The sequence below is a fragment of the bacterium genome (assembly GCA_016702305.1).
GTDB lineage: Bacteria > Electryoneota > RPQS01 > RPQS01 > RPQS01 > JABWCQ01.
In genome coordinates, this window is the sequence record JADJEH010000001.1 from 316,034 (window position 1) to 342,023 (window position 25,990).

Here is a 25,990-nt window from a genome sequence, read left to right on the forward strand (position 1 = left end):
TTCGGCGACAAACCAGCGCGGCCTCTGACTACCGTGGATTCTCTGATGCGCCCGCACGGGCGCTTTGTGTTTTGGTACCCGTTTCTCGCCGCCGTCGTTGGTTTTATTGTGTGCCGTGCAGCGTTGCTCGAACCGATCTTTTTCAACATTGACGAGGCCGAATACGCCGTTGCTGCGCAAGCGTTGCCGCACGGCTTATGGCCTGGAGCGGAGCTGGTCGGTTCCACCAAACCTCCGGCCATCGTCTATCTCTATGCGGCCATCTTCGCCGTCTTCGGCGAGAGCCTGTTGGCCGTGCAGTGCATCGGCCTCGCGCTGTGGATCGCCATGCTCTACCTGACCATGCGAATCGGCGCTGGACTGTTGCCGGATCTGCCCGCGTGGCTGGTGGCCGTCGCCTTCTTTCTCTTTGCCAATTCTTTCGGCCATCCGCGCGACATGCAGGCGCTCAATGTCGAGTTGCCCGGTACTGTGTGCGTCGCGTTAGGCTTCTGGCTCTTGATCCGCGGCGAGAACAAAGCCCGCTTCTGTTATGCCGGAGTGCTGCTTGGTCTGGCCAGCATGTTCCGCCAGAGTTTCGCACTCTATCTCTTTGCCTTCCTCGTATTCGTGCCGCAACCGCGGCGCAGCGGCGCCCTGCAAATTGTCATCGGCGTCGCAGTGCCATGGATTCTCCTGTTCACGGCTTATGCCGGAACGGGACGACTCACAGCCGCGCTCGATTCTTGGTTTCGCTATCCGTTTGTATATGCCGGAGACACCGGTCTCGCGGGCTTCGTCGAGGCCGCGTGGTACAACACGCTCGACCTTGTGAAACAGGGCTTCGTCATCTGGCTGCTGTTGCCCGTCGGACTGCTTGTCTTGTGGAAACGCCGCGCCTGGACGATCTTGCTCCTGTTGCTGTGCGCCGCTGCGACCATCGCCGTTGGTTCGCGTTTCTCACCGCATTACTACATTCAGGCATTGCCGTTCTTGGCGCTGGCATCGGCCCTGGCCGCGGGCGTCCTGTTCGTTCTAGGTCCGCGTTGGAGTCTGTTCATGCGCACGGCCCTGACAATCGGCTGTGCGCTGGCGCTCTTGCATTTTCCGTTCTGGCGCTTCTGGGATGACCTTGCGCCGCCGAACGGACTGTCGCCGGAAACCCTCGACGGCAACGCACTCGAACAGGAATTGGCAGGCTTCGCCGCCGGGCAAACTTCATCCGCCGATCGTATCTTCGTATGGGGGTACTGTCCGCAAATCTACTTCCACGCGCAGCGCCTGCCCGCCGTGCGCGATTATCTCTGTCACTATGTCACCGGCTACTCGGCCGCGACTTCCAACCCTCGTCCTTACGCGCGGGCCGATGCCGAGGCGATGCTCATCGCTGATCTCGCGCAGCACAAACCCGCGCTCATATTCGATATTTCCGCCGTCGAATTCTATCCGTATTCCTTCCACAGTTATCCTATCACTCGCTACGCCGATCTGACCGCGTTCATCCGGGCCAACTACCAGCCCGTAGCGCAAGTCGGCTCCACCGCGATCTATGCGGCGCAGCATTCATCGTCTTCTAACTGATCCGAACTCTCATGCGATTTCCAGCCGAACCCTTCCGGATTAAAGTTGTCGAAAAAATCCGCCGCACTACCCGTGACGAACGCGTCGAACTACTCCAGCGCGCCGGGCTGAACGTCTTCCTTCTGCCCGCCGATTCAATTTACGTTGACCTGCTTACCGACAGCGGTACCGGTGCCATGAGCGATCAGCAGTGGGCCGGGCTTATGATCGGCGACGAGAGCTATGCGGGCTCCAAGAGCTTCTTCAAGTTCGAAGCCGCCGTCCGCGATATCACGGGCTTCCCGTTCGTCATTCCCACACATCAAGGCCGCGTTGCCGAAAACCTGCTGTTCTCCACAATCTGCGAGACCGGCAAGACCGTCATCTCCAACACGCACTTCGACACGACCCGCGCCAACGTCGAGATGAACCGCGCCGTCGCGCTCGACTTGCCTGTCAAGGAGGCGCTTGATCCGCAGCTTGGTGTGCTGTGGAAAGGCAACATGGACGTCGCCAAGCTTGAAGCGAAATTGAAGGCCGACCGCGATCACATCCCAATGGTCGTGATGACCGTCACCAACAACTCCACCGGTGGTCAACCAGTCTCGATGGAAAATGTTCGCGCTGCCTCACGCCTCTGCAAACAATACGGCGTGCCGTTCTTCATTGACTGCGCGCGCTTCGCTGAAAACTGCTGGTTCATCCACGAATTCGAACCCGGCTACAAAGGCAAGAGCATAATCGAAATTGCGCGCGAATTGTTCAGCCATGCCGACGGCTGCTGGATGTCCGCCAAAAAGGACGCGCTTGTCAATATCGGCGGTTTCATCGCTATGAACGATGTCGAACTTTCGCGCAAATTGCAGCAAAAACTCATTTTGATCGAAGGCTTCCCGACGTATGGTGGCCTGGCGGGCCGCGACCTCGAAGCCGTCGCCATCGGACTCTACGAGGGCATGGAACTCGATTACCTGCACTATCGAACGGCGCAAGTGCGCTATCTCGGCGACATGCTCTGGGATGCCGGTGTGGCCATCGTTCGACCAGTCGGCGGTCACGCCGTTTTTATTGACGCGAAAGCCTTCTGCGATCATATTCCACCTGAGCATTTCCCCGGCGTCGCCTTGACATGCTCGCTCTATCGCGAAGCCGGTATTCGCGGCGTGGAAATCGGTTCGTTGATGTTTGGTCACGCCGATCCTAAGACCGGCAAACACGTCGCTCCGTCGCTTGAACTCGTGCGACTCGCCATTCCACGCCGCGTCTATACCACCGCGCACATGACCTACGTCGCCGAGTCCATCACTGAACTCTTCAAGAATCGTCACAGTATCAAGCCCATGCGCCTGACCTACGAAGCGCCCGTGCTTCGACACTTCACAGCGCACTTGGAAGAGATTGAATAAGTTCACCCGCGTTGTCGTCATCACCGGCTGCTCGAGCGGCATCGGCCGCGCCGCCGCCTTTCATTTTGCTCGTCACGGCTGGGCCGTCGTCGGCACTGTGCGCGAACAGTTTCAGCTCTATTCACTTTCCGCCGAATTGCATCAAGCTTCGCTGCACACATCGCTGGTCCTGTGCGACGTTACGCGCGAGGACGACGTCGTGCAGTTGGTCAGTCACGCAATCGAGCGCTTCGGCAGGGTGGACGTCTTGATCAACAACGCCGGATTCGCGCGCAGCGGCTGCCTTGAACTTGTGACGATGGACGAAGCGCGTGCGCAGGTTGAAGTGAACACGCTCGCGCCAATTCGCCTGACGCAATTGCTGTTGCCGCACTGGCGCAAACAGGGCGGAGGCCGCATCATCAATATCTCGTCGGTCGCCGGGCGCGTCACGCTGCCGTGGAACGGCTGGTACTCCGCGTCGAAATTCGCGCTGGAAGCGCTCACCGATGCGCTGCGTCTTGAACTGCGTCCATTCAAAATTGACGTCGTCTCCGTGCTCGCCGGACCCGTGTTGACAAAATTCGTGTCTAACGTCAAATTGACCGAGCCGCCCACCGACGCGCCAGAAATCTATCGGCGCATTCACGACTTCGCACAGATTCGCCGGGCCGCCCCCCGACCCGGTGCGTGGACCGCCGAGCGTTGCGCCGCACTTCTGTATGAAATCGCAACTGTCACCCGTCCGCGTACGCGCTACGTTACGGGGGCCAAGGCACAAATGGCCATCCTGCTGCGCAAACTGTTACCCGACAGGCTCTGGGATCGTCTGCTCCTGCGCGCCTACGGCGTGTCTTCATTGCTCACTAAACGCACTGCATGATTAAAGCTGTCTTTTTCGACTTCGACGGTACACTGATTGACTCGATGCCCGCGCACGTTATCGCGTGGGAGCAAATCCTCGGCGAGGTCGGGATTCGTCTCGACGATCTCTATTTCCAATTGCACGAGGGCGAAAAGGCCGAGGACACTGTCGCCCGCTTGCTCGCCGAGCATAACGTTCACTACTCGCACGCGCAGCAGGCCGAGCTGATCGAGCGCAAACGAGCGCTCTACCGCTCCAACGCGTCCGCTGGACTAATCCCTGAGGCAGCTGAACTGGTTCGTGAACTGAATCATCGCGGTATCGCCTGCGACATCGTCACCGGCTCGATCCGCAGTAACATGGACGCCGTGCTGTCGGCCGAAGAGTTCGCGCTCTTTCGTTCAATCTTTACGCCCGCGGAATATGGTCGCGGCAAGCCCGCGCCGGATCCCTACTTGAAGGCGCTCGAACAGAGCGGCCTGGCGGCCCACGAGTGCCTCGCGCTTGAAAATGCGCCGCTTGGCGTACAATCGGCGAAAGCCGCAGGCCTGCGCACCGTCGCCGTTACGACAACGTTGCCCCCCAGCTATCTGAGCGAAGCGGATCATGTGATTCATCGCTTCGCCGATTTTCTTCATCTATTGGAACCTTGAGGTATCCGATGAGCCCCCTCCGTACCTGTAGCATTGAACGCCACTTCATCGAGCAACAGCAGCTTCATCCTGAAGCCACCGGCGAACTGACGCGCCTAATGCATCAGTTGGCCTTCGCCGCCAAGCAGATCACAAAGGAAGTGCGCAGCGCCGGATTGTCTGACATTCTTGGCGTGGCCGGGCACACCAACGTGCAAGGCGAAGTCGTTCAAAAACTCGACGAAATCACCAACGATGTCATCTATCGCGCCATGGATCACGCCGGCGTGCTCTGCTGCATGGCCTCCGAGGAACGCGCCGATATGATCCCGATTCCAGCCGAATTTGAGTACGGGAAATACACGCTGGCCTTCGACCCGCTCGACGGCAGCTCGAATATTGACGCCAACATCAATGTCGGCACTATTTTCGCTATTCACCGGCGCTCGTCTCCCGACGGCACTCCCGGCACGGTTGAAGATCTTCTGCAGCCCGGCCGCGAACTCGTCGTGGCGGGCTATATCGTCTACGGCAGCTCCACCATGATGGTCTACACCACCGGCCACGGCGTGAATGGCTTCACACTGGAACCATCCATCGGCGAATTCCTGCTGTCACATCCGGATATGCGCATTCCGCAGCACGGGAAGTACTTCAGCATCAACATGGGCAACTATCATTACTGGAGCGAGGGAGTCCGCAAATACATAGACCATATCATCGCGCCGAACAACCAGCATGGCACGCCCTATTCGTCGCGTTACATCGGTTCCATGATCGCTGACGTCCACCGCACGCTGCTCTATGGCGGCCTGTTCATGTATCCGCTCGACTACAAAGACCCGCAAAAACCCAAGTCAAAGCTGCGCCTGCTTTATGAAGCCTCGCCCATGTCTATGGTCATTGAACAGGCCGGCGGTGCGTCGTCCGACGGAAGCCAGTCCATTCTTGACGTAATCCCCAGAGGATTGCATGACCGCGTGCAACTCTTCGTCGGTTCGCGTGACAATCTTGCGGAGCTCTTGTCCTTCCTCGAGAAATACGACGGTTGATCGCACGCATCACTCGCACAAAATAAACGAGGCCCGGGTAATCCGGGCCTCGTTCGATTGTCAGCACAGGGCCTGACCTTTAATCTTTGCTAATGTCGCCAACCGCGTCCGGTTTGGTCCCGATCTTCAATAACGAAATCGCACCGATCAACAGACCGCCGCACCAGTAGGGTGCCGACAGACCGACAAACTGAAACAGTGCCGTACCGCTGGGCGGACCGAACACTCGTCCCAGCGCGCCAATGGACTGCGCCGTGCCCATCGTCAAACCTTGCTTGTCCGGCGGCGCGGTCTTGGAGATGAGCGAGTTGATTGTCGGATTCATCACCGCGGAGCCCATCGCCAGAAGCGGGGTGACCAAAACCAATTGCAGCACCGTTCGTACCTGACCCGTCGCAATCAAACCGATTGCCATTAGTACCAATCCCGTGCGCGCCAGCGTGACCTCGCCGAAGCGTCGCACAAGTTTGCCCATCAGTGCGCCCTGAATAATCGCCGAGATCACTCCAACCTCGGCCAAAATCCAGCCGACATGCACCGCGTCAAGCCCCAAACGATGCTCGCCGAACAACGCGAAGGTGCCCTCCATTTGCGAGAAGGCGAATACCTGCATGAAAAAGATGAAGATCAGCACGGCCATGTAGGGTATCGAAAGAACTTCGCGCAAAGCGCCGGTCGAGAGCAGGCCGCGATGCGATGTTCCGCCGCGATCAGAGTGCGTTTCAGGCAGCTTCCAAAACGCCCATACGAAATTGATGGTGGACAATCCTGCTGCGACCAGCGCCGGAAACCCATAACCGAATTGCGTGAGCACACCGCCTACGGCCGGACCGAAAATGAAACCCATCCCGAACGCCGCGCCAATCAACCCCATCCCTTTAGCGCGATCCTCCGGTGAGGTCGTATCGGCAATATACGCCTGCGCCGTCGGCAGCGTCGCACTGGAAAGAATCCCGGCGAGAATCCGCGCCGCAAACAGCATCGGGAGCGTAGTCGCCAAACCAAACATCAGAAATGCCGCCGCCGATCCCGCTAACCCGGTCAGCATAACGGGCCGCCGCCCGACCCGGTCCGATAGCCTTCCCCACAGCGGTGCAAAAAGAAAATGCATCGCTGAATACGTTGCCGAGAAAATGCCTATCGTTACGAAACTCGCACCAAAACTCTCCGCGTAAAACGGCAACGCCGGTATGATCAGCCCGAAACCGAGCAGATCAATAAATATCGTCAGGAACAGAATGGCGAGTTTCGAGTTCATAGTCGTATCGGCGAGAAGAGAATCTGTCAATATACGGAAGTCTCACCCCATAGTAAACGTGCGACTCTCCGCATTCCCCCGCCACATGCAGTTTGTACACGCCGTCGGCCCGTAACGGCCGATTTGTACGACGCTTGACAACCTCTTTATAGTTTTGTATTTTGGCTGTTTAGCCGCGAGAGTGGCGGAATTGGCAGACGCGCCAGATTTAGGTTCTGGTATCCGAGAGGGTGTGGGGGTTCGAGTCCCCCCTTTCGCACAAGCTATCGGTCGGAGGAAATTTTGGAATTAATTGTTGAAAATAAGCGACTTAGCGAGGTCCAAGCCGAGCTAATCGTGGCCGTCCCGGCCGAGTATATGACCGCCGAAGTCGAGCGCAAGCTGGCCAGCGTGGCAGCCCATGCGGACGTCCCCGGTTTCCGACGCGGCAAAATACCGCGAAATATCCTGCTCCAAAAGTACGGCCCGGCCATCACAGAGGACACTGTTCAGACCGTCTTACAAGAGGCCTACCGCACCGCTTTGGAGCAAGAAAAGCTCTTCCCGGTCACCCCGGGCGAAATGAGCGAAATCAACTTCGAGCCCGGCCAGCCCTTGACCTTCAAGGTCATCGTCGAGCTTCTACCGGACATCACGGTACCTGAATTGTCCGAAATTTCCGTCGAGTTGAAGGACCCGCAGGCGGATGACGAGGACATTAACACGGCGCTCGACTCGCTCCGCGAAGGCCAGGCCGTGCTGGTTCCGTCTGACGACCCCGTGGACCAGCACTCCGTCGTGACCTTCGATCTGCAGGAGCTCGATGACTCCGGCGTGCCCATGATTGGCCGCTCCCAGAAGGGCGTGACCGTGGACATGAGCCGCCAGTCGCTTGGCGAGGAGTTTGCATCAAAAATGACCGGACTGACCAACGATCAGACGACCACCGTCACGTTCCACCGTGGTGAGGGCCAGTCCTTGCGCACCCAAATTACCATTCGCAATGTCCAGCGCAAGGAGCTGCCCGAAGTGGACGACCAATTCGTCCAGTCGGTCAACCCGAATCTTACATCCCTTGATGATTTGCGCTCCGACCTGCGCCGCTACATCGAGTCGCGCGCCGGACACGCCGCGCGCCAGCAGATGTTCCGGACACTGGCCGATGAGCTCCTGCGGCGCTCTGAGTTCCAAGTGCCGCCGCGTATGCTGGACAACTACCTTGACCGGATGGCCGATGAAGCCGTGCACAACAGCAAGGGCCATCACGACGATCATGCCATGGCGGAGTTCCGTGAAAAGTACCGCGCGTCCGCGATCTGGACGTTGCGCTGGTACCTTATGCGCAACCGCCTGATTCAACTGTTTGATCTGCGCGCCACCGAAGACGACGTCAACGAAGAACTCGCGCGCTTGGCGACGCTCGAAGATGAAATGCTCGATGACTTCCGCAAACGGTTGACGCCTGATCAGATCCAACAGGTGCACGACGATATTCAGGAACGCAAAGTCTTCGACTATCTTGAAGCACAGGTGCAGCTCCAGAAGACTCCGATCTCGCTCGCCGAGTTTGAAGGCCGTACGGAGCCGTCCAAAATCATCACCGTCTAATCATCATGTTCGAAATAGGAGACCATACGTCCATGGCATTAGTCCCCATGGTTGTCGAGCAGACGGGTCGCGGCGAACGCGCCTTCGACATCTATTCCCGCCTGCTCAAGGAACGCATCATCATCGTCAGTACTCCCATTGACGATCATATCGCCAGTCTCGTGGTGGCGCAGTTGATCTTCCTCGCGGCGGAAGACCCCGAAAAGGACATTAGCCTGTATATCAACAGCCCCGGCGGCGTCGTCACCGCGGGCCTTGCGATTTATGATACGATGCAGCATGTGAAGCCCGATGTCGCCACGATCTGCATCGGCCAGGCCGCTTCGATGGGCGCCTTCCTGCTGGCCGCCGGCGCCAAAGGCAAACGCAGCATTCTCCCCAACGCACGTGTTATGATCCATCAACCTATGGGCGGCGCGCAAGGGCAGGCATCCGATATTGACATCATGGCCAAGGAAATCCTGAAGTTGCGCTCCCGGCTGAATGAGATGCTCGCCAATCATACGGGCCGGCCGCTCGACAAGATTGAACTGGACACCGACCGTAACTACTTCATGTCCGCCGAAGAAGCCAAGGAATACGGCATCGTGGACGAGATTATCTATCCGCGCGGCCACGGCAATAAGTAAAGGAGCTGCGCTGTGACGGATCCCCGTCTGGAGCAAGTCTGTTCGTTCTGCGGCCGCTCGGAAAATCAGGTCGCCACGCTGATCAAGCATCAGGACGGTATCGCCATTTGTGACGTGTGTGTCGAACACGCCCATCAGATTGTTGCGATGTCGCGCGCCGGACGCAAGTCCATCAACCTCTCCGAGTTTCCCACGCCGCGCGAAATGAAGCGCAAGCTCGACGAGTACATCATCGGCCAGGACGATGCCAAACGGAAAATCTCGGTCGCCGTCTACAATCACTATAAGCGGATCGCCGGTGCCGAACAGACGTCCGACGTCGAAATCGAAAAGTCCAATATTCTGCTGATTGGACCGACCGGAACGGGCAAGACTTTGCTCGCGCAGACCATGGCGCGTTTCCTGCACGTCCCGTTCGCCATTGCTGATGCCACCACGCTGACGGAAGCGGGCTATGTCGGTGAAGACGTCGAGAATGTCTTGGTGCGCCTGCTGCAAAATTCCGACTATGATGTCGCCCGCGCTGAGATGGGCATCATCTATATTGACGAAATTGACAAGATCGCCCGCAAAGATCCGAACATGTCCATTACCCGCGATGTGTCCGGCGAAGGCGTCCAGCAGGCGTTGCTGAAAATTCTCGAAGGCACGGTCGCAAATCTGCCTCCGCAGGGCGGCCGGAAACATCCCGAGCAGAAGTTCATTCAAATGAACACCAAGAACATTATGTTCATCTGCGGCGGCGCCTTCGAAGGTCTCGAAAAGATCGTCAAGAGCCGCGTTGCCAAATACCCGATCGGCTTCGGAGCGCGCAATATTCCTGATGCCGCTGAAGACGGCGAATACGTCCTCAAGCGCGTCAGCTTCGAAGATCTGAATTCCTACGGATTGATCCCTGAACTCATCGGACGCCTCCCCGTGGTGTCGGTGCTCGAACCGCTCTCCGATGAAGCCATGATGAGGATCATGGTCGAGCCGCGCAATGCGCTCGTCAAGCAATATTCACGTCTGTTCGAAATGGAAGGCGTCAAGCTCACCTTTGAACAGGATGCACTGCTGGCGATCATCCGCGAAGCCCGGCGCCGCAAGACTGGCGCGCGTGCCCTCCGTGCCATTGCCGAAGAAGCGCTCATGGAGGCCTTCTTCGAAGTACCCAGCCGCAAAGACGTTGGTGAAGTTATCATCGGAGCCGATACCGTGCTCGAAAAGAAACCCGCGCGTTTCGTCGAGTTGAAAAAGAAGAGCGCTTAGCCCTTCCCGCCCGGACCGTTCCTGCTCGGCGTGACGACCCACCAAAGTTGTCACGCCGTTTTTTTATGCGTACCCCCATCACTATCTCACTCATCCTGCTCACGCTGTGCCTTGTGCACGCGTGGGCCGACGCGCCCGCTCCGCCGCCCCGTGAGCAGCTCCGCGATTCCGTGGCCGTGCGCTGGGAGGAGGGAGCCGAGCTCACGCGTTGGCTGGCTTCCGCGAGATGGGACCACATCGCCGCCGCACGAATGAGGACCGCATTGAAAGCGGATTGGACCACTGCGCTCTCGCGCGGCCTAAGCACTGATGGCCGCTTGCGCCATGATGTGCGTTGGTCTGGTGCGCTCGCGCGTGCCCTGAATTCCTCATGGTCACTCTGGGGCGGCGCAACTGGTCAGCACTATGTGGACCGCCCGCGTGCTACCACCAGTGTCGCCCAGGGAAATCGCTCACATCTTCTGCGCCTCGGAGCCGGACCTGCCGTGCGCTGGTCCGACGAACTGCGCTCGACGCACAGCCTCGGCATGGTCGCAGATTCGCGCGTGGAACGCACCGAGTCCGGTCTGGCAACCTGGCACACCGGCGAGTATGCGCTGAACTCCGCGCCGGAAGTCAGGCACCGGTTTGAAGCGCTGCTCGACTACGAATCGCCCGGCGCGCGCAGCGGTAGCGCCGCTGAATTGCAGTATGCTCTGAATCAGGAGTACGAAGCCGCGCGCAATAGCGCCGACGTTTCCTTCAATTGGACCCGCCGTGACGTCTTGACCGCCATTAACGCGCCGTCGCAATTGCGTGAAGAGACCGCGCTCCGCATCGCCGATGCCATCGAATATGAACTGGGAACGGGAGCCGCACTTCGCGGTCACGGCGATGTTCGCTATTTCGACACCAAGCTCGATGATCGGCGCGGAAACAACTCCCGGCTTGAAGAACTCGAATCCGGTATCGAATCAGAGTTTGAGCTGCGCCGCCGCCGCAGCAGCGCGACGCTGTCACTCGCCGTGCGCGGTGTGTCACAGAATGTACGCGGCGAGATTCTCACGGGACGCAAGACCGTGCTGGCCGCCGACGGACGTACAAAGGTACACACTTTCGATGTGCGCCTGCATTCGGCCTTCAGCAAGTACACGCTGGACACCCGCTCAGACGAGAATTTTGACGACCGCGACGAACTCGCGTGGCGCTTCGACGGCGGCCTCAGCGCCCCGGTCAATCGCGCCTTGAAGATTCAAATTCAGGCGTTGGCCGACTTAAACCATTTGGTTTACATCTTCAGCAGCAACAGTGCGAATAACCGCTGGACGCGCCTGTTCCTGCTTACCACGCGATTCGTTCATACGCCGGACCGCAACATCCTGCATGCTCCCGAGTTCCGCATCAGCGCCAACTATCAAGCGTACGACTTTGAGTTGAATCCGCGCCAAGTTCGATCTACGGTCTTTCGCCGCATTACGCTGGGCGACAGTGTGGCCGTGCGCGCCGAACGCTGGGTCTTCGCATTGCGAGCCGAAGTCGCTCGGGAAGAACTGGGTCGTCTCTACTGGGACGACTTCGCTGAAGAACGTAGTGACCGCACGGACGTCTTGAATGCCGCCTTCATCTCCACGCGCGAGTTCTCGCCCGGCGCCAACATCTCCGCCGGAGCCGTCTATGGCGTGCGGCGCGGTGACCGCTTCGAATTTGGTGGCGCGCCATTGCGCGTGCAGGACATCGTCTCGTGGGGCCCGCTTGCGCGCGTCAATTGGAATAGCGCAGAGTGGTTTTTCACCGGTGGTATGCAATGGGTCTTGCAGTCTGAACTCGGTCGCGCGGACCGCGATTTTCTCTCAGGTACGATTACAGCGGGGCGCACATGGTGACTCAACAGCACGGCGAGTTCGTATACGTCGGTGATGCACGGATCTCTGACGGCAGGATCACCTTGTCCGCCGATGAACAGCATCATCTTCTGCGCGTCCGCCGGGCGCGCAACGGCGACGAAGTCATGGCCACCGATGGGCATGGCACCGTTTATCGCGCGACGGTCGTAGATCAGTTTCTCGAGATTCGGGAAACACTACCCGAATTCTGCGAGTCAGCCCTGCAGCTTCACGTTATCTGCGGTTGTCTGCAAGGTGACTCAGCGCGCGAGGCCGTTGCTTCCGCGGTGCAGCTTGGCGCCCGGTCGCTGACGTGGATCCGCATGCGCCGCAGCCAGGAATCCTTCAGCGACTCCAAGCTCGACAAGCTTCGACGCGTCGCCGTGCAGTCCACCAAACAGGCAGGACGCGCCCGGCTAATCGAGCAAACTCTGGCAACGACAATGCAAGACGCATGGAGTGGGGAAGTCGCCAAGCTGTGGGTCGCTCATCCGTCGGACAATCCAACCGACCACGAACCCTACGTGGATCGCTCCTCGCGTCATATCCTGATCATCGGCCCGGAAGGCGGGTTCGACGCCCACGAACTCGGAATGCTCTTCGACGCCGGCGCGACTCCCCTCCCGCTTGGAGCCTGCCGCTTGCGCAGTGAGGTCGCCCTCGCCGCGGGCCTGGTGCATCTGCGTTCACGCGCCGGCGAGCTGTAGTGACATCGCGGTACCGCAAATAAGAGAGGCCGAACATCGCTGTTCGGCCTCTTACTTTGCCCCCCCGCCGGTGATTCGCTCGGCGATCTCTTTCAAGATCTGCCCCGAATCATAATAGCCCTCACGGATCCGTCGTTTGACGCGGTTCAGCAGCGCTCCGTTCAAGACCCTGTTCTCAGGTACGAACGTCTGCTGTGCCGTTACGCGTTGAATCGAGTTGTCTCGTCGTGCTTCTTCGTGCTGTTCGCTCATACGTCGCTTGGGCCTCCCATAAAAGTATCGGCCTAAACGACTCGAACTTGACGAACTATGATGGACTGGTCATCTGCTGTGGCGCGGACCCAGCACGCGAATTAATTGCTTCAGCAGACCCGTGTCAATCTCTTCATACATCTTGTCGCGCATGAGAGTTAACGCTTCGATCCCGCGCAGCGCCGGCTTGTACACTCGGTGCGAAGTCAGCGCATCGTAGATGTCCACAAGCGTGCAGATGCGGGTCTCCAGAGATATTCTCTCAGGAGGAAGCCTCCGCGGATAGCCGCGGCCGTTGAGCTTCTCGTGATGCGAGTGGATGATGTCCATGGCCATATCCGTGACTTCCGGGTGCGGCCGCATCAGCGACACGCCATGTTCAGGATGCATCTCCACTTCACGCATCTCCGACGTGGACAGAACCCCCGCCTTGCGCAAAATCTGCGATGGCACTCGACACTTGCCCACGTCGTGAAGCAGATAGCCCATCGCAGCATCCTTCACGTGCGTCTCCGGCCCGTGGATCTCTAACAAAAGCGCCGTGCCCAGTGTTGCAACATGCACGGCGTGCGAATACAGCGAATAGTCGAGCGCAAACGTCCCGGCCATCGCGCGCAGCAGATCACGATCCGCCGCTAACGCCTCGACCGTGTGCTCAACCATCGTGCGATTCGTCTTGATCAGAACCGGAGACTCCGGCCGCGAGAATGTCGCCTGAACCAGCGCCGTCGTCGTCTGATACAAGACCTGCGACTTCTGCTCCGGCGTCGCGTCGTCGGCCCGCAGCACGTCGCCCACGGTGCGGTCCACGAATGTGAAGTACTGCCCGGCGTCGTCGTCCGCAACGTACAGGAACTTGACGCCGCGATCAATCAGCTCCTTACGCTTCTGCTCGCTCAGGTCAAGATCAGCCGACTTGTAAAGCACATAGCGCTGACCCGTCCGCGTCGGCACGCCGAGGTAAAGGTCAAAATGCGCGCCCTTGCCCGCGTGCAGAGTGGCCAGCGGAGCAGGGTGGTAGATCCGGTGGTCTACCTGCGGTTCAATGATGCTGTTACTTGACGACACGTTTGCTCGTAGAGATGACCCTTGTTCCAGCGCAAAGCCCGTGCCCTCAGAAAAAACACCCGAAGCCATGACGGCTTCGGGTGAATTATTGTGAGAGCGCCGGGATTCGAACCCGGGACCATCGCCTTAAAAGGGCGGTGCTCTACCTGCTGAGCTACGCTCTCAAGCCAGAGTCGTGCATTTTGCACGGCACCGGCAATCTGTCCTAGACTGACAACATGATCGTCTGCTCGCGCGACGCGCCAACCGACGCGATTGAAACGGGCACACCCGTGAATTGCTCAATGTACTGCAAGTACTCTTGAGCCGCCTTGGGAAAATCCTGCCAACTCTGCACACCGTTCAAACTCTCCGTCCAGCCCGGCAGCTCTTCATACACGGGACGGCAGGTGGACAATATCCGGCTATCCGACGGAAAGTTCTTATAAGTGCGCTGGCCGTCTTCATAGGCCACGCACACCTTGATCTTGTCCATCCCCGTCAAAATATCGAGCTTTGTCACCGCCCAGGAATCAAGGCTGTTCACCCGCGCCGCAAAGCGCGCTGCAACACCGTCGAACCAGCCGCAACGCCGCGGACGACCGGTCGTCGCACCGTACTCGTCGCCCTTCTCGCGCAGCTTCTGTTGTTCGTCTCCGTCCGTAATCTCAGTGGGGAAGGGGCCTTCACCGACCCTCGTTGTGTACGCCTTGATAATGCCGATGACGTTGTCAATCCGCCGGGGACCGATGCCCAGTCCGGCACAAGCGCCGCCGGCCGTGGGATTCGACGACGTCACGTACGGATACGTGCCCATATCCACATCCAGGAGCGTCCCCTGTGCGCCTTCCAGAATCACATTCTTACCCGCGCGAATCGCTTCGTCCAGAAGTACCGACACGTCCTTGACGTAAGGATCAATCTTCTGGTCGAACGCGACGTATTCTTCAACGATTGTCTCCACGTCGAGCTCGGCCGCTGAGTATACCTTTGACAGCAAACGGTTCTTCTCTTCGACGTTTGCCCGGATCTTCTGGCGCAGCGAATCCCGGTCGAGCAAGTCCACGATGCGAATGCCCACCCGCGCTACCTTGTCTACGTACGCCGGACCGATGCCCCGCCCGGTCGTCCCGATCTTCACCCGCTCGCCCTGCGATTCGTGCAGACTGTCGAGCAATTTGTGATACGGCATGATCAAGTGCGCCTGCTGGCTCACAAACAGCCGTCCGTCGAGATTAATCCCCGCCGCTTCAAGCTGAGCGATCTCATTCAGCAGCGCCGCCGGATCAACCACTACGCCGCCGCCAATCACGCAAACCGTGTTCGGCCGCAGAATGCCCGCCGGCAACAGATGCAGGACGAACTTTCGTCCGCCTTCAATGATCGTATGACCCGCATTCGCGCCGCCCTGATAACGGCACACCACATCGGCGCGCTCGCTCAGGTAGTCCACGATCTTGCCCTTGCCTTCGTCGCCCCATTGGGCGCCCAATACCGCTGTGACCACGGGTAGCTTCCTTAAACAAAAACGGCCCCGCTCGCGCGGGGCCGCGAGAACCGAAAATCGCGTTACTTTTTCTTGCCTTTAAGAATCGCCTTCTCTGCCCACTCCACGACTACCGGCGCCGACACGAATACCGTCGCGTAAGCCGAGGCGATGACGCCTACGAGCATGACAAAGCTGAAACCACGCAGCACTTCTCCACCGAAGATGTACAACACCAGCGTCGAAAGAAACACCGTCACCGACGTGATCACCGAGCGCGAGAGCGTATCGTTGATTGAACGGTCCATGACATCCGCCAAACTCATGTCCTTGAGCTTCTTCATGTTCTCGCGAATTCGGTCGAACACGACGATTGTGTCATTGATAGAGTAGCCGATCAGCGTCAGAAACGCGGCCAATACCGACAACGACAGCTCGTAGTCCATGAACACCACAAACGCGAGCGTCACGCCGACGTTGTGAACAAGCGCGATAATGCCGCCAATCGCAAATTCAAAACGGAAGCGCCAGGAAATATAGGCCAGCAGCAGAATGATCGCCACAACGGCGGATATCGCCGCTGAATTGCGCAATTCCCGGCCCACACGCGGACCCACGAGCGCAATCTCACGGATCTCCACGGAGTTGCCCGGGAAAGCCCCGCTCAGCTTCTCCTGAATCTGCTTCTGCGTCGCGGTCGGATCTTCCGCGACCTTCATGCGAATCAGAATGTCCGGCTTGGTGCCCAGACCGCCAATGGTCTTGACTTCACCCACGGCAATGTCACCCAGTGCCGCTCGCACCTGACCGTCCGTCACGGCCTGAGCGAATCGCACCGTCATGTCCATGCCGCCGCGGAAGTCCACCGACCAGTTGGGACCGCGTACAACCATCATTACCAAGCCGGCCAGGATTATCACGGCCGAAATGGTCAGAGTCCGCCAGCGGTGCTGCACGAACTTATAATTGGCATTTGCAAAAAACTGAGGCATCAGACGCTCAAGGTCTTAAGTTGGCGACCCGTTGTGTACAGGTCGTACACCAAGCGAGTCAGGAACACGGACGTGAACATGTTGATCAAGATACCAACCGTCAAGGTCAAGGCAAATCCCTTGATCGCGCCCGTACCGTAAATCAGAAGCACCACGCCGGCAATCGCCGTCGTCGTATTCGAGTCAATAATCGTCAATAGCGCGCGGTCAAATCCCGTATCAATCGCCGCCCGCACCGACTTGCCTGCCCGCAACTCTTCGCGAATACGCTCGAAGATCAGCACGTTAGCGTCCACCGCCATACCAATCGTCAAAATGATACCCGCGATACCCGGCATCGTCAGCGTAAACTGGAAGAGTGCCAGTGCGCCCATGAGCAGGAACACGTTGAAAATCATCGCTAGGTCGGCGATCAGGCCCGAGGCGCGGTAGTACCACACCATGAAGAAGATGACCGCCAGAAACGAGATGATCAAACACAGCTTGCCTGCTTCGACCGAATCCTGACCGAGCGACGGTCCCACCGTGCGCTCTTCAGCCACATTAACCGACGCCGGCAGCGCGCCTGCGCGCAGCACAATGGCGATGTCACGAGCTTCTTCCACGTCATCAAGGCCGGTGATCACAGCCGAACCGCCCGAAATCTTCTCTTGCAGGTTCGGAGCCATGTACACCTTGTCGTCGAGCACGATACCCAGTCGTTGGCCAACGTTCGCACCAGTTACCCGCGAAAAGACGCGACCGCCTTCGCGTGTGAACTCGATTTGCACAACCGGCTTGCCTGCCTGCGCCGGATCGTAGCCCGAGCCCATCGTCGAACGCGCGTCCGCCAGCTTCTCGCCGGTCAATTCCGCCCGCGCCTTCACGATATAGAGCCGCCAGTATTCCTTCAGATCAGTGCCCATCTTCTCTGAACGGGCCGACCACTTGAAGGCCAGATCACGCGGAATGAAACGCTGATTCTCAATCGCCGTCAAATAACGGGTCACCTTGCCGCGATTTTCCACCGGCACCAGAATGTCCCCTGTGCCTCCGACTAACAGCGACAACAACGGGTTCGCACCCGAACCGGTCGTGTCACCCAGAGTCGTGTCCGGTGTCGTGAACATGTCGTCGGCGGTCTGCGTGCTGTCAGCCGTTGAATCTGCGCCCAACGAGTCCGGTGTTGCCGCAACCGTTTCGGCGGTGTCGCCTGACATACGGCGGCGAATGCCCTCATCCAAGGCCAGCAGCACCTGCTGCGAACGCTCGGATTCGGCCAGCAACTGGAATTCCAGCAACGCCGTACGGCCTACCAATTCACGCGCGCGTACCGGATCCTTGACGCCGGGAAGCTCCAGCGCGATGCGCCGCGTACCCAGCTTGCTGATCGAAGGCTCAGACACGCCGAACTGGTCCACGCGGTTGCGCAAAATCTCCAAACTGCGGTCCACCGCGTCATCCGCAGTCGTACGCAGTTCTGAGATAATGTCGCCGTCCGATTGACCGGCATCGCCCCAGTAGCGGTTCAGTGAGATGTTGCGACTCGCGGCTACCGATTGCAGTTCGCTGAACACGTCCGCATCCGGTTGCTTCGCAATCGGAGCCAACTGAGCGATCAACGCCTCGTACTGGTCGTCCTTGGCCTTCGCGCTGTTTTGCAGCAGCTCCAGCAGGTCAACTTCCAGCACGAGATACATGCCGCCCTGCAAGTCAAGACCGCGCTTGATCGCCAACGAGCGATTGGCCTGCAACGACTTCGAGAAATCGCCCCGCAGGTATTCAATCTGTTCCGTTGCGGACGCCTTGTCCATCTCCCCGATCGAGGACAGCTGAACCTCGCCCACCAGGTCAACATCGTCGCGGTAGATATCCGTCACCAAACGCGACAGAGGGATCCCCGACGTATTGCTCAACTGGGTCAGCAATTCGGTTTCCTGATCCGAGAGCTGCTCGTAGCGCAAGGTCGGATACAGGAGGTACCCGCCCAGCACCAGCAACAGCGTCACAACGATAATTCTAAATCGATGTTCTTTCATAAGTTACCAGAAGGCAAACCCGGTGTGAGAAGTTCGCAAAGACCTCTAATATACAATGTTCCGGCCTATTTGTCAAGCTGAAGAAGTGCATCTTTCTTCAGTAATTCCAGCGTCTTAATATACCGTTCCGGCGGCTCCACGGCAAAACTGAGCGCCTCGTTCGTCACAGGATGGACAAACCCGAGCGTTCGCGCATGCAGCATGAAATGCTCGACGTCTTCCAATACTGTGCTGTAAAACTTCGCCCGCGTACCGCCGAAATTGCCCAGCCGCTTCGTGCGACCGCCGTACGCCGTATCGCCAAAGACCGGATGACCAATGTGCTCAACATGCACGCGAATCTGATGCGTGCGCCCGGTTCCCAGCTTCAACTTCAGGTAGGCCGTATCAACGTAGTTCTCGAGCACCTGATACGTCGTAATCGCTTCCTTGCCTGTCCGCTTCGAGACTGCGTAGCGCTTGCGATCACCGGGATGACGGTCAAGCAGCGTTTCGATCGTGCCCTCATCATGCCGGAATCGTCCCCACACCAGCGCGCGATACTCACGCTCGACCGACCGCTTGGCAAATTGATCGGTCAACTTGCGGTGGACCTTGTCATCCTTGGCCACGACCAGCAAACCCGATGTTCCCTTGTCCAGCCGGTGCACGATCCCGGGCCGCATGTTATCTTCACCGGTCTCGCGACCGAGATGATGCAACAGCGCGTTCACCAGCGTCCCGCTGAGATTCCCGTGCGCCGGATGCGTTACCATCCCCGCGGGCTTATTCACAACAAGCAGAAAGTCATCCTCATAATGCAGGTCGAGCGGAATCGCCTCCGCCACAATATCCACCGGATCTTGCGGACGAAAATGAACCTCAACCTCGTCGCCACCGGACACACGCCATGATTTGCGCACAGATTGCCCGTTGACAAACACCAGCCCGGCCTCGATCAGGCCGTGCACTCTATTGCGGGAGATCGCTGGAAGGGCTTGGGTGAGAAAGCGGTCCAGCCGCAGCGGTTTCTGTGCCGCTGCTGCTTGAAGTCGAAAGGGAGGAGGAGTCGAGTCGTTCACCTGAAGTGGTAGAGAGAGGGGCGTGCTGCTTCATGAACAATGTCTGCCATAACAACAGCACGATGCCGACCGTCACGCACGAGTCCGCGATATTGAACACGGGCCAGCGCTGCATGATGAAATCGGGAAAATCCGCGTCGAAAAAATCCGTCACCGACCGGAACAACACCCGGTCAATAGAATTGCCCACCGCGCCGCACCAGAATAGAAAGACCGGCCACATGAGCCGATCGCGGTCGCGAACCAATTTGTATAAGTAGATTGCCAACCCAACCGCCGCGGTTGCGCCAAATAGCATCAACACCAACGGCGGAAACGGCTCCAGTCCGAAGGCCACACCGGGATTCTGCACATACGTTAACCGTAGCAGCTCGCCGAGTACAGGAATAGATTCCCCCAGCACAAAACTCGCGCGCACCCAGGCCTTGGTCCACTGATCCAGCCCGACCAACATCGCAAAACCCAGCATCCACGGCCAATACGCCGGCCGCATGGCACCGCTCATCGTCATTCGATGTTGTTTTTGGCCTCTTCCAACCGACGTTTGGCCTCAATGCTCAGCTTCGCATGCGGAATCGCTTCCAGCCGACGAAATTCAATCGGCGCGCCCGTGTCCATACAATACCCATACGTGCCGTTGTCTATCCGCTCAACCGCCTGTTCCAACAGCGTCAGCATCTTGCCCTCACGGCTGGCAAACAGAAAGGCCTTCTCGCGTTCCTGCGCATCCGTCCCCTGATCCGCCATGTGATAGCTGTAGGTCGAAGAGTCCCCCGAATACGTGTCTGACGTCTGTTCCATGGAACTCTCGCGCAGGTAGCCCAGCTCGCGCAAGATTTCCTTGCGCCGCTCCACGATCAGGTGGCGGAAATACTCCTTCCACTCCGGTGCGTAAAGCGTCGGCTTCGGACCGTCCGGCCACGGATGCGTTGGCTTCTCGGTCGCTTCGGTTCTCTTCTTGTTGTTCTCGTTCGCCATGGTGTTGTCCTGCTTCTCAGACCTGTGTCATTTCCGTCGCCGTTTCCGAGCGCTGCGCCACCGTCAAGCCAAATGCGTGGTCGCCCGCCTTCTGATCGCCCCCGCCGTGCGCTATCAACAACTCCGTGCACAGCGTCTCGCGGCAAATATACTCCTCGAATTGCTTAACCGCCGCCGCCAGTTCCCCAGCATCAGTGGAAAGCTCGATCGCGATTCGATCCGTGATTTCAAATCCCGCGTCCTTGCGCGCGCTCTGCACTGCATGCACCACCTCGCGCGCCAATCCTTCCGCCACCAAATCCGGCGTCATATGCGTATCCAGCGCGATCGTCATGTGGCCGTCGGATTGCACTGCGAATCCCGCAAGCTCCTCGCGCCGCACCAGCACGTCCTCCGCCGCAAGCTCCATGTCCAGCACGCGCACGCTGCCGCTTTGTTCCATCTGCGCCAATTGCGCCGGGCTGAGCAATTCAATCGCCGCCGCAAACTCCTTCATGCGCCCGCCGACCTTCTTGCCCAATAGCTTGAAATTCGCCTTGGCGGACAAGCTCACCAAGCCGTCGTCGCTCCCGTGAATCTCAATCTGCTTGACATTGATCTCATCGGCCACCAGACCCAAATACGGCTCAAGTTCCGCCGCCGCACCCGCTTCCGGAACGACCCACGTCATCCGCGCCAGCGGCTGCCGAACTTTCAACTTGCGCTCTTCGCGCAGCGCCCGTGCCAGCGACACCGCCTCCTGCACCCGCGCCATCTGCCGCTCGAGATTCCGATCCCGCTGGGCAGAATCCGCCGCCGGGTATTGCGCCAAATGCACGCTTTCCGCCGCACTAGCGTCTAAGCCGCGTACCAGGTTCTGATAAATGTGCTCGCATAGGAACGGCAAGAACGGGGCCAACAACCTTACCAATCCCTCCAGCACGTCATAGAGTGTCGCATAGGCCGCATGCTTGTCCGCGTCGCTTTCCGATTTCCAGAATCTGCGGCGAGAGCGACGAATGTACCAGTTGGTCAATTCGTCGAGGAAACTCAGAATCGCCTGTGCCGCACGACCCACATCATATTGATCAAGATTGGTCGTGACCTCCTCAATCAGGCGGTTGTACTCCGATACGATCCAGCGGTCAAGCTCCGTCCGCTCGACCTTCGCCTTCGACGGCGTCCAGCCGTCAATCACGGCATACGTCGTGAAAAAGCTGTAGCTGTTCCACAGCGGCAGAATCACCGAACGCACTGCTTCGCGAATTTCTTCTTCGCCGAAGCGCTTGGCCAGCCACGGATTCGTCGCAAAGAAAATCCAGCGCACCGGATCGGCGCCGAATTTCTCAAACAGCACCATCGGATCCACGACATTCCCAAGCGACTTCGACATCTTTAAACCCTTCGAGTCGAGCACCAGTTCCGTGCAGATCACATTCTTGTAGCTCGACCAATTCCCCGGATTGCCCCAGAACTTCTTCGCGTCTGCGTCGTTGTCCCGCTCAGCCTCTTGCAGTTTGGCTTTGGCAACCAAACACGAGCAAGCCAATAGAGTGTAGAACCAGCCGCGGGTTTGATCCTGACCTTCGCTAATGAAGTCGGCCGGATACTGCGACATGAACAGCTTGTCCGAACCCTCCGCCGCCGGATAGCCGAATTGCCCCCACGGCATCAACCCGGCGTTAAACCAACTGTCAAGCACGAAATTCTCTCGCCGCAGCTCGCGTCCGTCCGCCGTCCGCAAGATAATCTTGTCTATTGCCGGTTTATGAGGGTCACTGGAAAGTGACCAACCTTGCGCTGACGCTAACTTCTCCAGTTCCGCGAGGCTTTCAACACAAACCGACTCGCTGCCATCTTCCGTCTGCCAAACCGGCAGCGGAGAACCCCAGTAACGTTCGCGCGTAACATTCCAATCCTGCACATTCTCGAGCCAATTGCCGAACCGGCCGTCGCGCACGTGATCAGGTTTCCAGCCAATGTGCTGATTGGCTTCAAGCATCATCTCTTTGAGCGCCGTCGTGCGAATGAACCAGGCCGGGCGCGGGAAGTACATCAGCGGCGTCTTCGTCCGATAGTCGAACGGATAGGTGTGGGTGTACTTCTCTTTGCCTAACAGCAGCCCTTTGGCCTGCAGGTACTTGAGAATGTCCACATCGAGCCCCTCTTCACGGAACTCGCGCCCCGCAAACGGCTTCGCATGCTCACCCACCAGACCATTCGCATCCACCGTCAAGACCACCGGAATTTCCATCTTGCGCAAGATCCGGAAGTCGTCTTCACCGTAATTCGCCAGATGCACCAAGCCCGTGCCGTCTTCCGTCGTGACATAGTCATCGCATACGACCGAGCACGCGCGCGTCCCTGGCTGCTTGAGCCAATCAAAGAGCGGCTCATAGCGCAGTCCTGCGAGCTCCTTGCCGAGCTTCGTGCCCACGACACGGTATTCGCCGAGCATCGGCTTCAAGGCTTCGAGCCGCGCCGTCGCGATAATCAGCTTTTTGCCCGTTTCGGCCCGTTCGACAATAGAATACTCAATCTCGGGGCCGCAGGCGACCGCCAGATTCGAAAGCAGCGTCCACGGTGTGGTCGTCCATGCTGTCAAATAGAGATTCGCTTCGCCAATGACCTTGAACTTCACATAGAGCGTGAGGTCGGTAACATCCTGATAGCCTTGCGCGACCTCGAAATTCGACAGCGTCGTTCCCGTGCGCGGACTGTAGGCCATCACGCGGTAATCCTTATAGAGGTAGCGCGGCGATTGCCCCAAGCGCAACGCCTTTTCTCGCGCCTCGCCTTCAAGCTCCAAATTCCAGGCCTGCTTCAGCGTCCACCAATCCGACTGAATATAGTACGGTTCATAGGTCGCATAGGCATTTTCCAAATCGAGAAACCGCCCGATCCGCCGAATCGCCACTTCCCATTCCTGCTTGAACCGAAACACCGTTTTGCGGCAATAATCCACATACTCGGCTTCACCATACTTAGCGACGTCGAGTTTCGAGGTGAAACCCAGTTCCTTGTCCGCCGTCAACTCAATCGGCAGCCCGTGCGTATCCCAACCCGCCTTGCGCAGCACGCGGAAGCCCTGCATCGTCTTATAGCGCGGCCACAAATCCTTCAACGCGCTCTGCATCATATGCCCGATATGCGGCAGCCCGTTCGTCCCCGGAGGACCGTCGAAAAACACAAAATCCCGCCCGCCCGCGCGCTCCGAAATGGAACGCTCGAAAATCTTCCGCTCTTCCCAGAACTTCAGAATCTCGTGGTCAACAGCCGGCAAATGCAGTTTTTCGGATACGGGTTTTAACATAGTAGACTTACAATCTCTCAATCAACCCCGTCATAATCTTGGTCATCTTCGGTTCGGCTTCGGCGGCGTTTTTCAGGATGTGCTCGATTGAAGCAACCTTCAGACAGTCGGCAAAGCCTTCGTCCGTAATAATGGACATGCCGAAGACTTCCATGCCGCCGTGATTAGCCACTATCACTTCCGGCACCGTGCTCATGCCTACCACATCCGCACCCATCGTGCGCAGCATCCGATACTCCGCGCGTGTTTCCAGATTCGGGCCGGCCACAGCAACATACGTCCCGCGCTGCACCTTAATGCCCATCTCCATGGCGGCCTGTTCCGCGATTCCAATCAGCCGCCGCGAATACGGTTCGCTCATGTCGGGAAAGCGCGGGCCGAGCTTGTCTTCATTTGGCCCGATCAGCGGATTATCGCCCAACATATTGATATGATCATCCATGATCATCAGATCGCCCGCACGATACAGCGGATTGATACAGCCGCACGCGTTCGACACGAGCATCGCGCGACAGCCGAGCGCCTTCATCACGCGCACCGGATAGGTGATCTCCTGCATCGTATAGCCTTCATAATAATGAAAGCGCCCCTGCATGGCCATCACCTGCTTGCCGCCCAGCATACCGAAATGCAAATTCCCGTGGTGCGTCTCGACCGTGGACTGCACGAAGTGCGGCACGTCACCGTACTCAATCGTCACATCTACCTTGATCTCCCGGGCCAGTCCGCCCAGACCCGTGCCCAGAATAATCCCGACTTCGGGCTTGGCCTTGAGCTTCGGCGTCAACGCGGCAAGCGTTTCATCCAGTTGCTTGAGAATCTGACTCATGTCTATCGTTCGGGCTTTCGTTCTCGATCATTTTCAACATCTCGCCATGCGACTCGTGTAAATAGCGCAGCCGCTTGACGAAAGACTCCCGTTCAAGCACCAACTCGCGCAGTTGTTCGCGAGCCGTGCTCACCTGCCGCTGGCCGTCCAGCAAAATCTTCTCGGCCTCAACCCGGGCTTCGGCCAATATTGTCTCACGCTCCCGCTCGGCTTGGGCGCGGGCGTCGGTCATCCCCTGTTGCGTCGCCACGACGGTGTCGCGCAGCGTCTTTTCCAGTTCCCGAAACGCGGACAACTGCTTCTCCGCCGTGCGGACCGCCTCTTCGGCCTCGGCCAGCCGCACCTGCAGTTGCCCAAGCTCCGCTGCCACCGTCTCGAGGAACACCCGCACTTCCGTCACATTATAACCGCGCAGCGACCGTGTAAACTCGTGCCGCGAAATCTCGACCGGATTCAGACTCACGCTGTTCGTGCTCCCCAGAGGATTGTACCTAACCGAATCTCAGTCGCGCCTTCTTCTATCGCCCAATCAAAATCACCGCTCATCCCCATCGAGAGCACCGGGAGGCGCGCGCCGCCAAAATCCCGCTCCAACCGGTCCCGCAAATCCCGCAGGTCAGCAAAACTCTGCCGAATCTCCCGTTCACCGTCGGTTAGCGGGCCAATGGTCATAAGTCCAAAAAAATCAATATTTTCAAGTCTCAGCACCCGTTCCGCCAACCAAGAGGCGCGAAGAGGGTCAATTCCGGACTTTTGTGCCTCATGAGAGGTATTGACCTGAAGCAGCACCCGAACTCGCCGACCCGCCTGTCCCGCCGCCCGCGCCACCGTTTCCGCCAAGTCTTCGCTATCTACCGTGTCGAGGCAGTCAAACAGTTCGACCGCCTTTTTCACCTTGTTCGATTGCAAATGGCCAATAAGGTGCAGCCGCCGCGCATTCGCTATGGAGACTAACTCGCCATTTCCATATTTTACAATTGCTTCCTGAACTTTATTTTCCCCCAAATCCCCAAGGTTCAGGGCACGCGCTTTGCTCAATACTCCCTGTGGGTGGCCCTTTGTGACCCCCACCACGGTAATCTCCTCGACCGACCGCCCCGACCGCGAACAGGCGGAGGCGATGCGCTCCAGAACTCGGGCGTAGGCTGCAACATGGTCAGAGGACATTCCCAAAGGCTCGCGTTTTGGTCGAGCCTAAAATATAGGGGATTGAGTCCGAACCTGCAAGCAACTCTGCCCCAGTCGAGGAGCATCTCGGGCGACCTTCC

Annotated in this window: 23 protein-coding genes and 2 tRNA genes; 11 read left to right on the plus strand and 14 right to left on the minus strand. The window is 58.4% G+C overall.

The annotated features are described in order from the left end of the window. The first annotated feature begins 45 nt into the window (after positions 1-45). From IPH10_01240 to fbp, 5 genes are read left to right on the plus strand one after another with little or no spacing between them, the layout of a single operon-like run. On the plus strand, positions 46-1,560 hold the full coding sequence (locus tag IPH10_01240; protein MBK6909553.1) for a glycosyltransferase family 39 protein: 1,515 nt from the start codon (positions 46-48) through the stop codon (positions 1,558-1,560). Between the two features lie 11 nt (positions 1,561-1,571). Beyond that, on the plus strand, positions 1,572-2,945 hold the full coding sequence (locus IPH10_01245) for a tryptophanase (GenBank protein ID MBK6909554.1): 1,374 nt from the start codon (positions 1,572-1,574) through the stop codon (positions 2,943-2,945). Next, positions 2,938-3,807 carry an SDR family oxidoreductase gene (locus tag IPH10_01250; GenBank protein ID MBK6909555.1) on the plus strand — a complete coding sequence of 290 codons (870 nt, stop codon included), beginning with the start codon at positions 2,938-2,940 and terminating at the stop codon, positions 3,805-3,807. Before IPH10_01245 ends, IPH10_01250 begins: the two co-directional genes overlap by 8 nt. Further along, positions 3,804-4,442 (plus strand): HAD family phosphatase, encoded by a 639-nt coding sequence (locus IPH10_01255; GenBank protein MBK6909556.1) that lies wholly within the window; start codon positions 3,804-3,806, stop codon positions 4,440-4,442. Before IPH10_01250 ends, IPH10_01255 begins: the two co-directional genes overlap by 4 nt. Positions 4,443-4,450: 8 nt before the next feature. Further along, positions 4,451-5,473, plus strand: coding sequence for a class 1 fructose-bisphosphatase (gene fbp / locus IPH10_01260; GenBank protein MBK6909557.1), 1,023 nt, complete (start codon positions 4,451-4,453; stop codon positions 5,471-5,473). Between the two features lie 79 nt (positions 5,474-5,552). On the opposite strand, the gene IPH10_01265 is transcribed toward fbp, so the two are convergent. Further along, the gene (locus IPH10_01265; GenBank protein MBK6909558.1) at positions 5,553-6,731 is read right to left on the minus strand and encodes an MFS transporter; all 1,179 of its coding nucleotides are present in this window, start codon (positions 6,729-6,731) and stop codon (positions 5,553-5,555) included. 175 nt (positions 6,732-6,906) lie between these two features. Here IPH10_01265 and IPH10_01270 point away from each other — a divergent pair. From IPH10_01270 to IPH10_01295, 6 genes are all read left to right on the plus strand, one after another. Beyond that, a tRNA-Leu gene (locus IPH10_01270) sits at positions 6,907-6,990 on the plus strand. A 23-nt stretch (positions 6,991-7,013) separates the two neighbouring features. After that, on the plus strand, positions 7,014-8,318 hold the full coding sequence (gene tig, locus IPH10_01275; GenBank protein ID MBK6909559.1) for a trigger factor: 1,305 nt from the start codon (positions 7,014-7,016) through the stop codon (positions 8,316-8,318). Positions 8,319-8,350: 32 nt separating this feature from the next. Further along, positions 8,351-8,947, plus strand: coding sequence for an ATP-dependent Clp endopeptidase proteolytic subunit ClpP (gene clpP / locus IPH10_01280; GenBank protein ID MBK6909560.1), 597 nt, complete (start codon positions 8,351-8,353; stop codon positions 8,945-8,947). 12 nt (positions 8,948-8,959) lie between these two features. Beyond that, entirely contained in the window at positions 8,960-10,198 is a 1,239-nt protein-coding gene (gene clpX, locus IPH10_01285) for an ATP-dependent Clp protease ATP-binding subunit ClpX (protein ID MBK6909561.1), read from the plus strand. A gap of 65 nt (positions 10,199-10,263) precedes the next feature. Continuing rightward, on the plus strand, positions 10,264-12,060 hold the full coding sequence (locus IPH10_01290; GenBank protein ID MBK6909562.1) for a hypothetical protein: 1,797 nt from the start codon (positions 10,264-10,266) through the stop codon (positions 12,058-12,060). Next, positions 12,054-12,767 carry an RsmE family RNA methyltransferase gene (locus tag IPH10_01295; protein MBK6909563.1) on the plus strand — a complete coding sequence of 238 codons (714 nt, stop codon included), beginning with the start codon at positions 12,054-12,056 and terminating at the stop codon, positions 12,765-12,767. The genes IPH10_01290 and IPH10_01295 overlap by 7 nt, the downstream gene beginning before the upstream one ends. Positions 12,768-12,818: 51 nt before the next feature. Here the strand turns inward: IPH10_01295 and IPH10_01300 are convergent, their stop codons facing one another. The 13 genes from IPH10_01300 to IPH10_01360 form a co-directional block, all read right to left on the minus strand. Further along, complete coding sequence (locus IPH10_01300; protein ID MBK6909564.1) at positions 12,819-13,019, minus strand: hypothetical protein; 201 nt, start codon at positions 13,017-13,019, stop codon at positions 12,819-12,821. Positions 13,020-13,088: 69 nt separating this feature from the next. Then, positions 13,089-14,087, minus strand: a complete 999-nt coding sequence (locus IPH10_01305) for an HD domain-containing protein (protein MBK6909565.1) — start codon at positions 14,085-14,087, stop codon at positions 13,089-13,091. A 91-nt stretch (positions 14,088-14,178) separates the two neighbouring features. Next, positions 14,179-14,251: transfer RNA gene (locus IPH10_01310), tRNA-Lys, on the minus strand. Between the two features lie 41 nt (positions 14,252-14,292). Continuing rightward, the gene (locus tag IPH10_01315) at positions 14,293-15,573 is read right to left on the minus strand and encodes an adenylosuccinate synthase (GenBank protein ID MBK6909566.1); all 1,281 of its coding nucleotides are present in this window, start codon (positions 15,571-15,573) and stop codon (positions 14,293-14,295) included. A 62-nt stretch (positions 15,574-15,635) separates the two neighbouring features. After that, complete coding sequence (secF, locus tag IPH10_01320; GenBank protein MBK6909567.1) at positions 15,636-16,544, minus strand: protein translocase subunit SecF; 909 nt, start codon at positions 16,542-16,544, stop codon at positions 15,636-15,638. Continuing rightward, on the minus strand, positions 16,544-18,562 hold the full coding sequence (gene secD, locus IPH10_01325) for a protein translocase subunit SecD (protein MBK6909568.1): 2,019 nt from the start codon (positions 18,560-18,562) through the stop codon (positions 16,544-16,546). The genes secF and secD overlap by 1 nt, the downstream gene beginning before the upstream one ends. A 65-nt stretch (positions 18,563-18,627) precedes the next feature. Continuing rightward, on the minus strand, positions 18,628-19,566 hold the full coding sequence (locus IPH10_01330; GenBank protein MBK6909569.1) for an RluA family pseudouridine synthase: 939 nt from the start codon (positions 19,564-19,566) through the stop codon (positions 18,628-18,630). Continuing rightward, on the minus strand, positions 19,514-20,128 hold the full coding sequence (gene lspA, locus IPH10_01335) for a signal peptidase II (GenBank protein MBK6909570.1): 615 nt from the start codon (positions 20,126-20,128) through the stop codon (positions 19,514-19,516). Before lspA ends, IPH10_01330 begins: the two co-directional genes overlap by 53 nt. A gap of 2 nt (positions 20,129-20,130) precedes the next feature. Then, positions 20,131-20,601, minus strand: a complete 471-nt coding sequence (locus tag IPH10_01340; GenBank protein ID MBK6909571.1) for a TraR/DksA family transcriptional regulator — start codon at positions 20,599-20,601, stop codon at positions 20,131-20,133. Positions 20,602-20,617: 16 nt separating this feature from the next. After that, a complete protein-coding gene (locus IPH10_01345) occupies positions 20,618-23,893 on the minus strand; it encodes an isoleucine--tRNA ligase (protein MBK6909572.1) in 3,276 nt (1,091 codons plus the stop codon). Positions 23,894-23,900: 7 nt separating this feature from the next. Then, positions 23,901-24,722: a purine-nucleoside phosphorylase gene (locus tag IPH10_01350; protein MBK6909573.1), complete on the minus strand. Its 822-nt coding sequence runs from the start codon at positions 24,720-24,722 to the stop codon at positions 23,901-23,903. Further along, on the minus strand, positions 24,694-25,185 hold the full coding sequence (locus tag IPH10_01355; protein MBK6909574.1) for a DivIVA domain-containing protein: 492 nt from the start codon (positions 25,183-25,185) through the stop codon (positions 24,694-24,696). The genes IPH10_01350 and IPH10_01355 overlap by 29 nt, the downstream gene beginning before the upstream one ends. After that, positions 25,182-25,889, minus strand: a complete 708-nt coding sequence (locus tag IPH10_01360; protein MBK6909575.1) for a YggS family pyridoxal phosphate-dependent enzyme — start codon at positions 25,887-25,889, stop codon at positions 25,182-25,184. Before IPH10_01360 ends, IPH10_01355 begins: the two co-directional genes overlap by 4 nt. Positions 25,890-25,990: the final 101 nt, after the last annotated feature.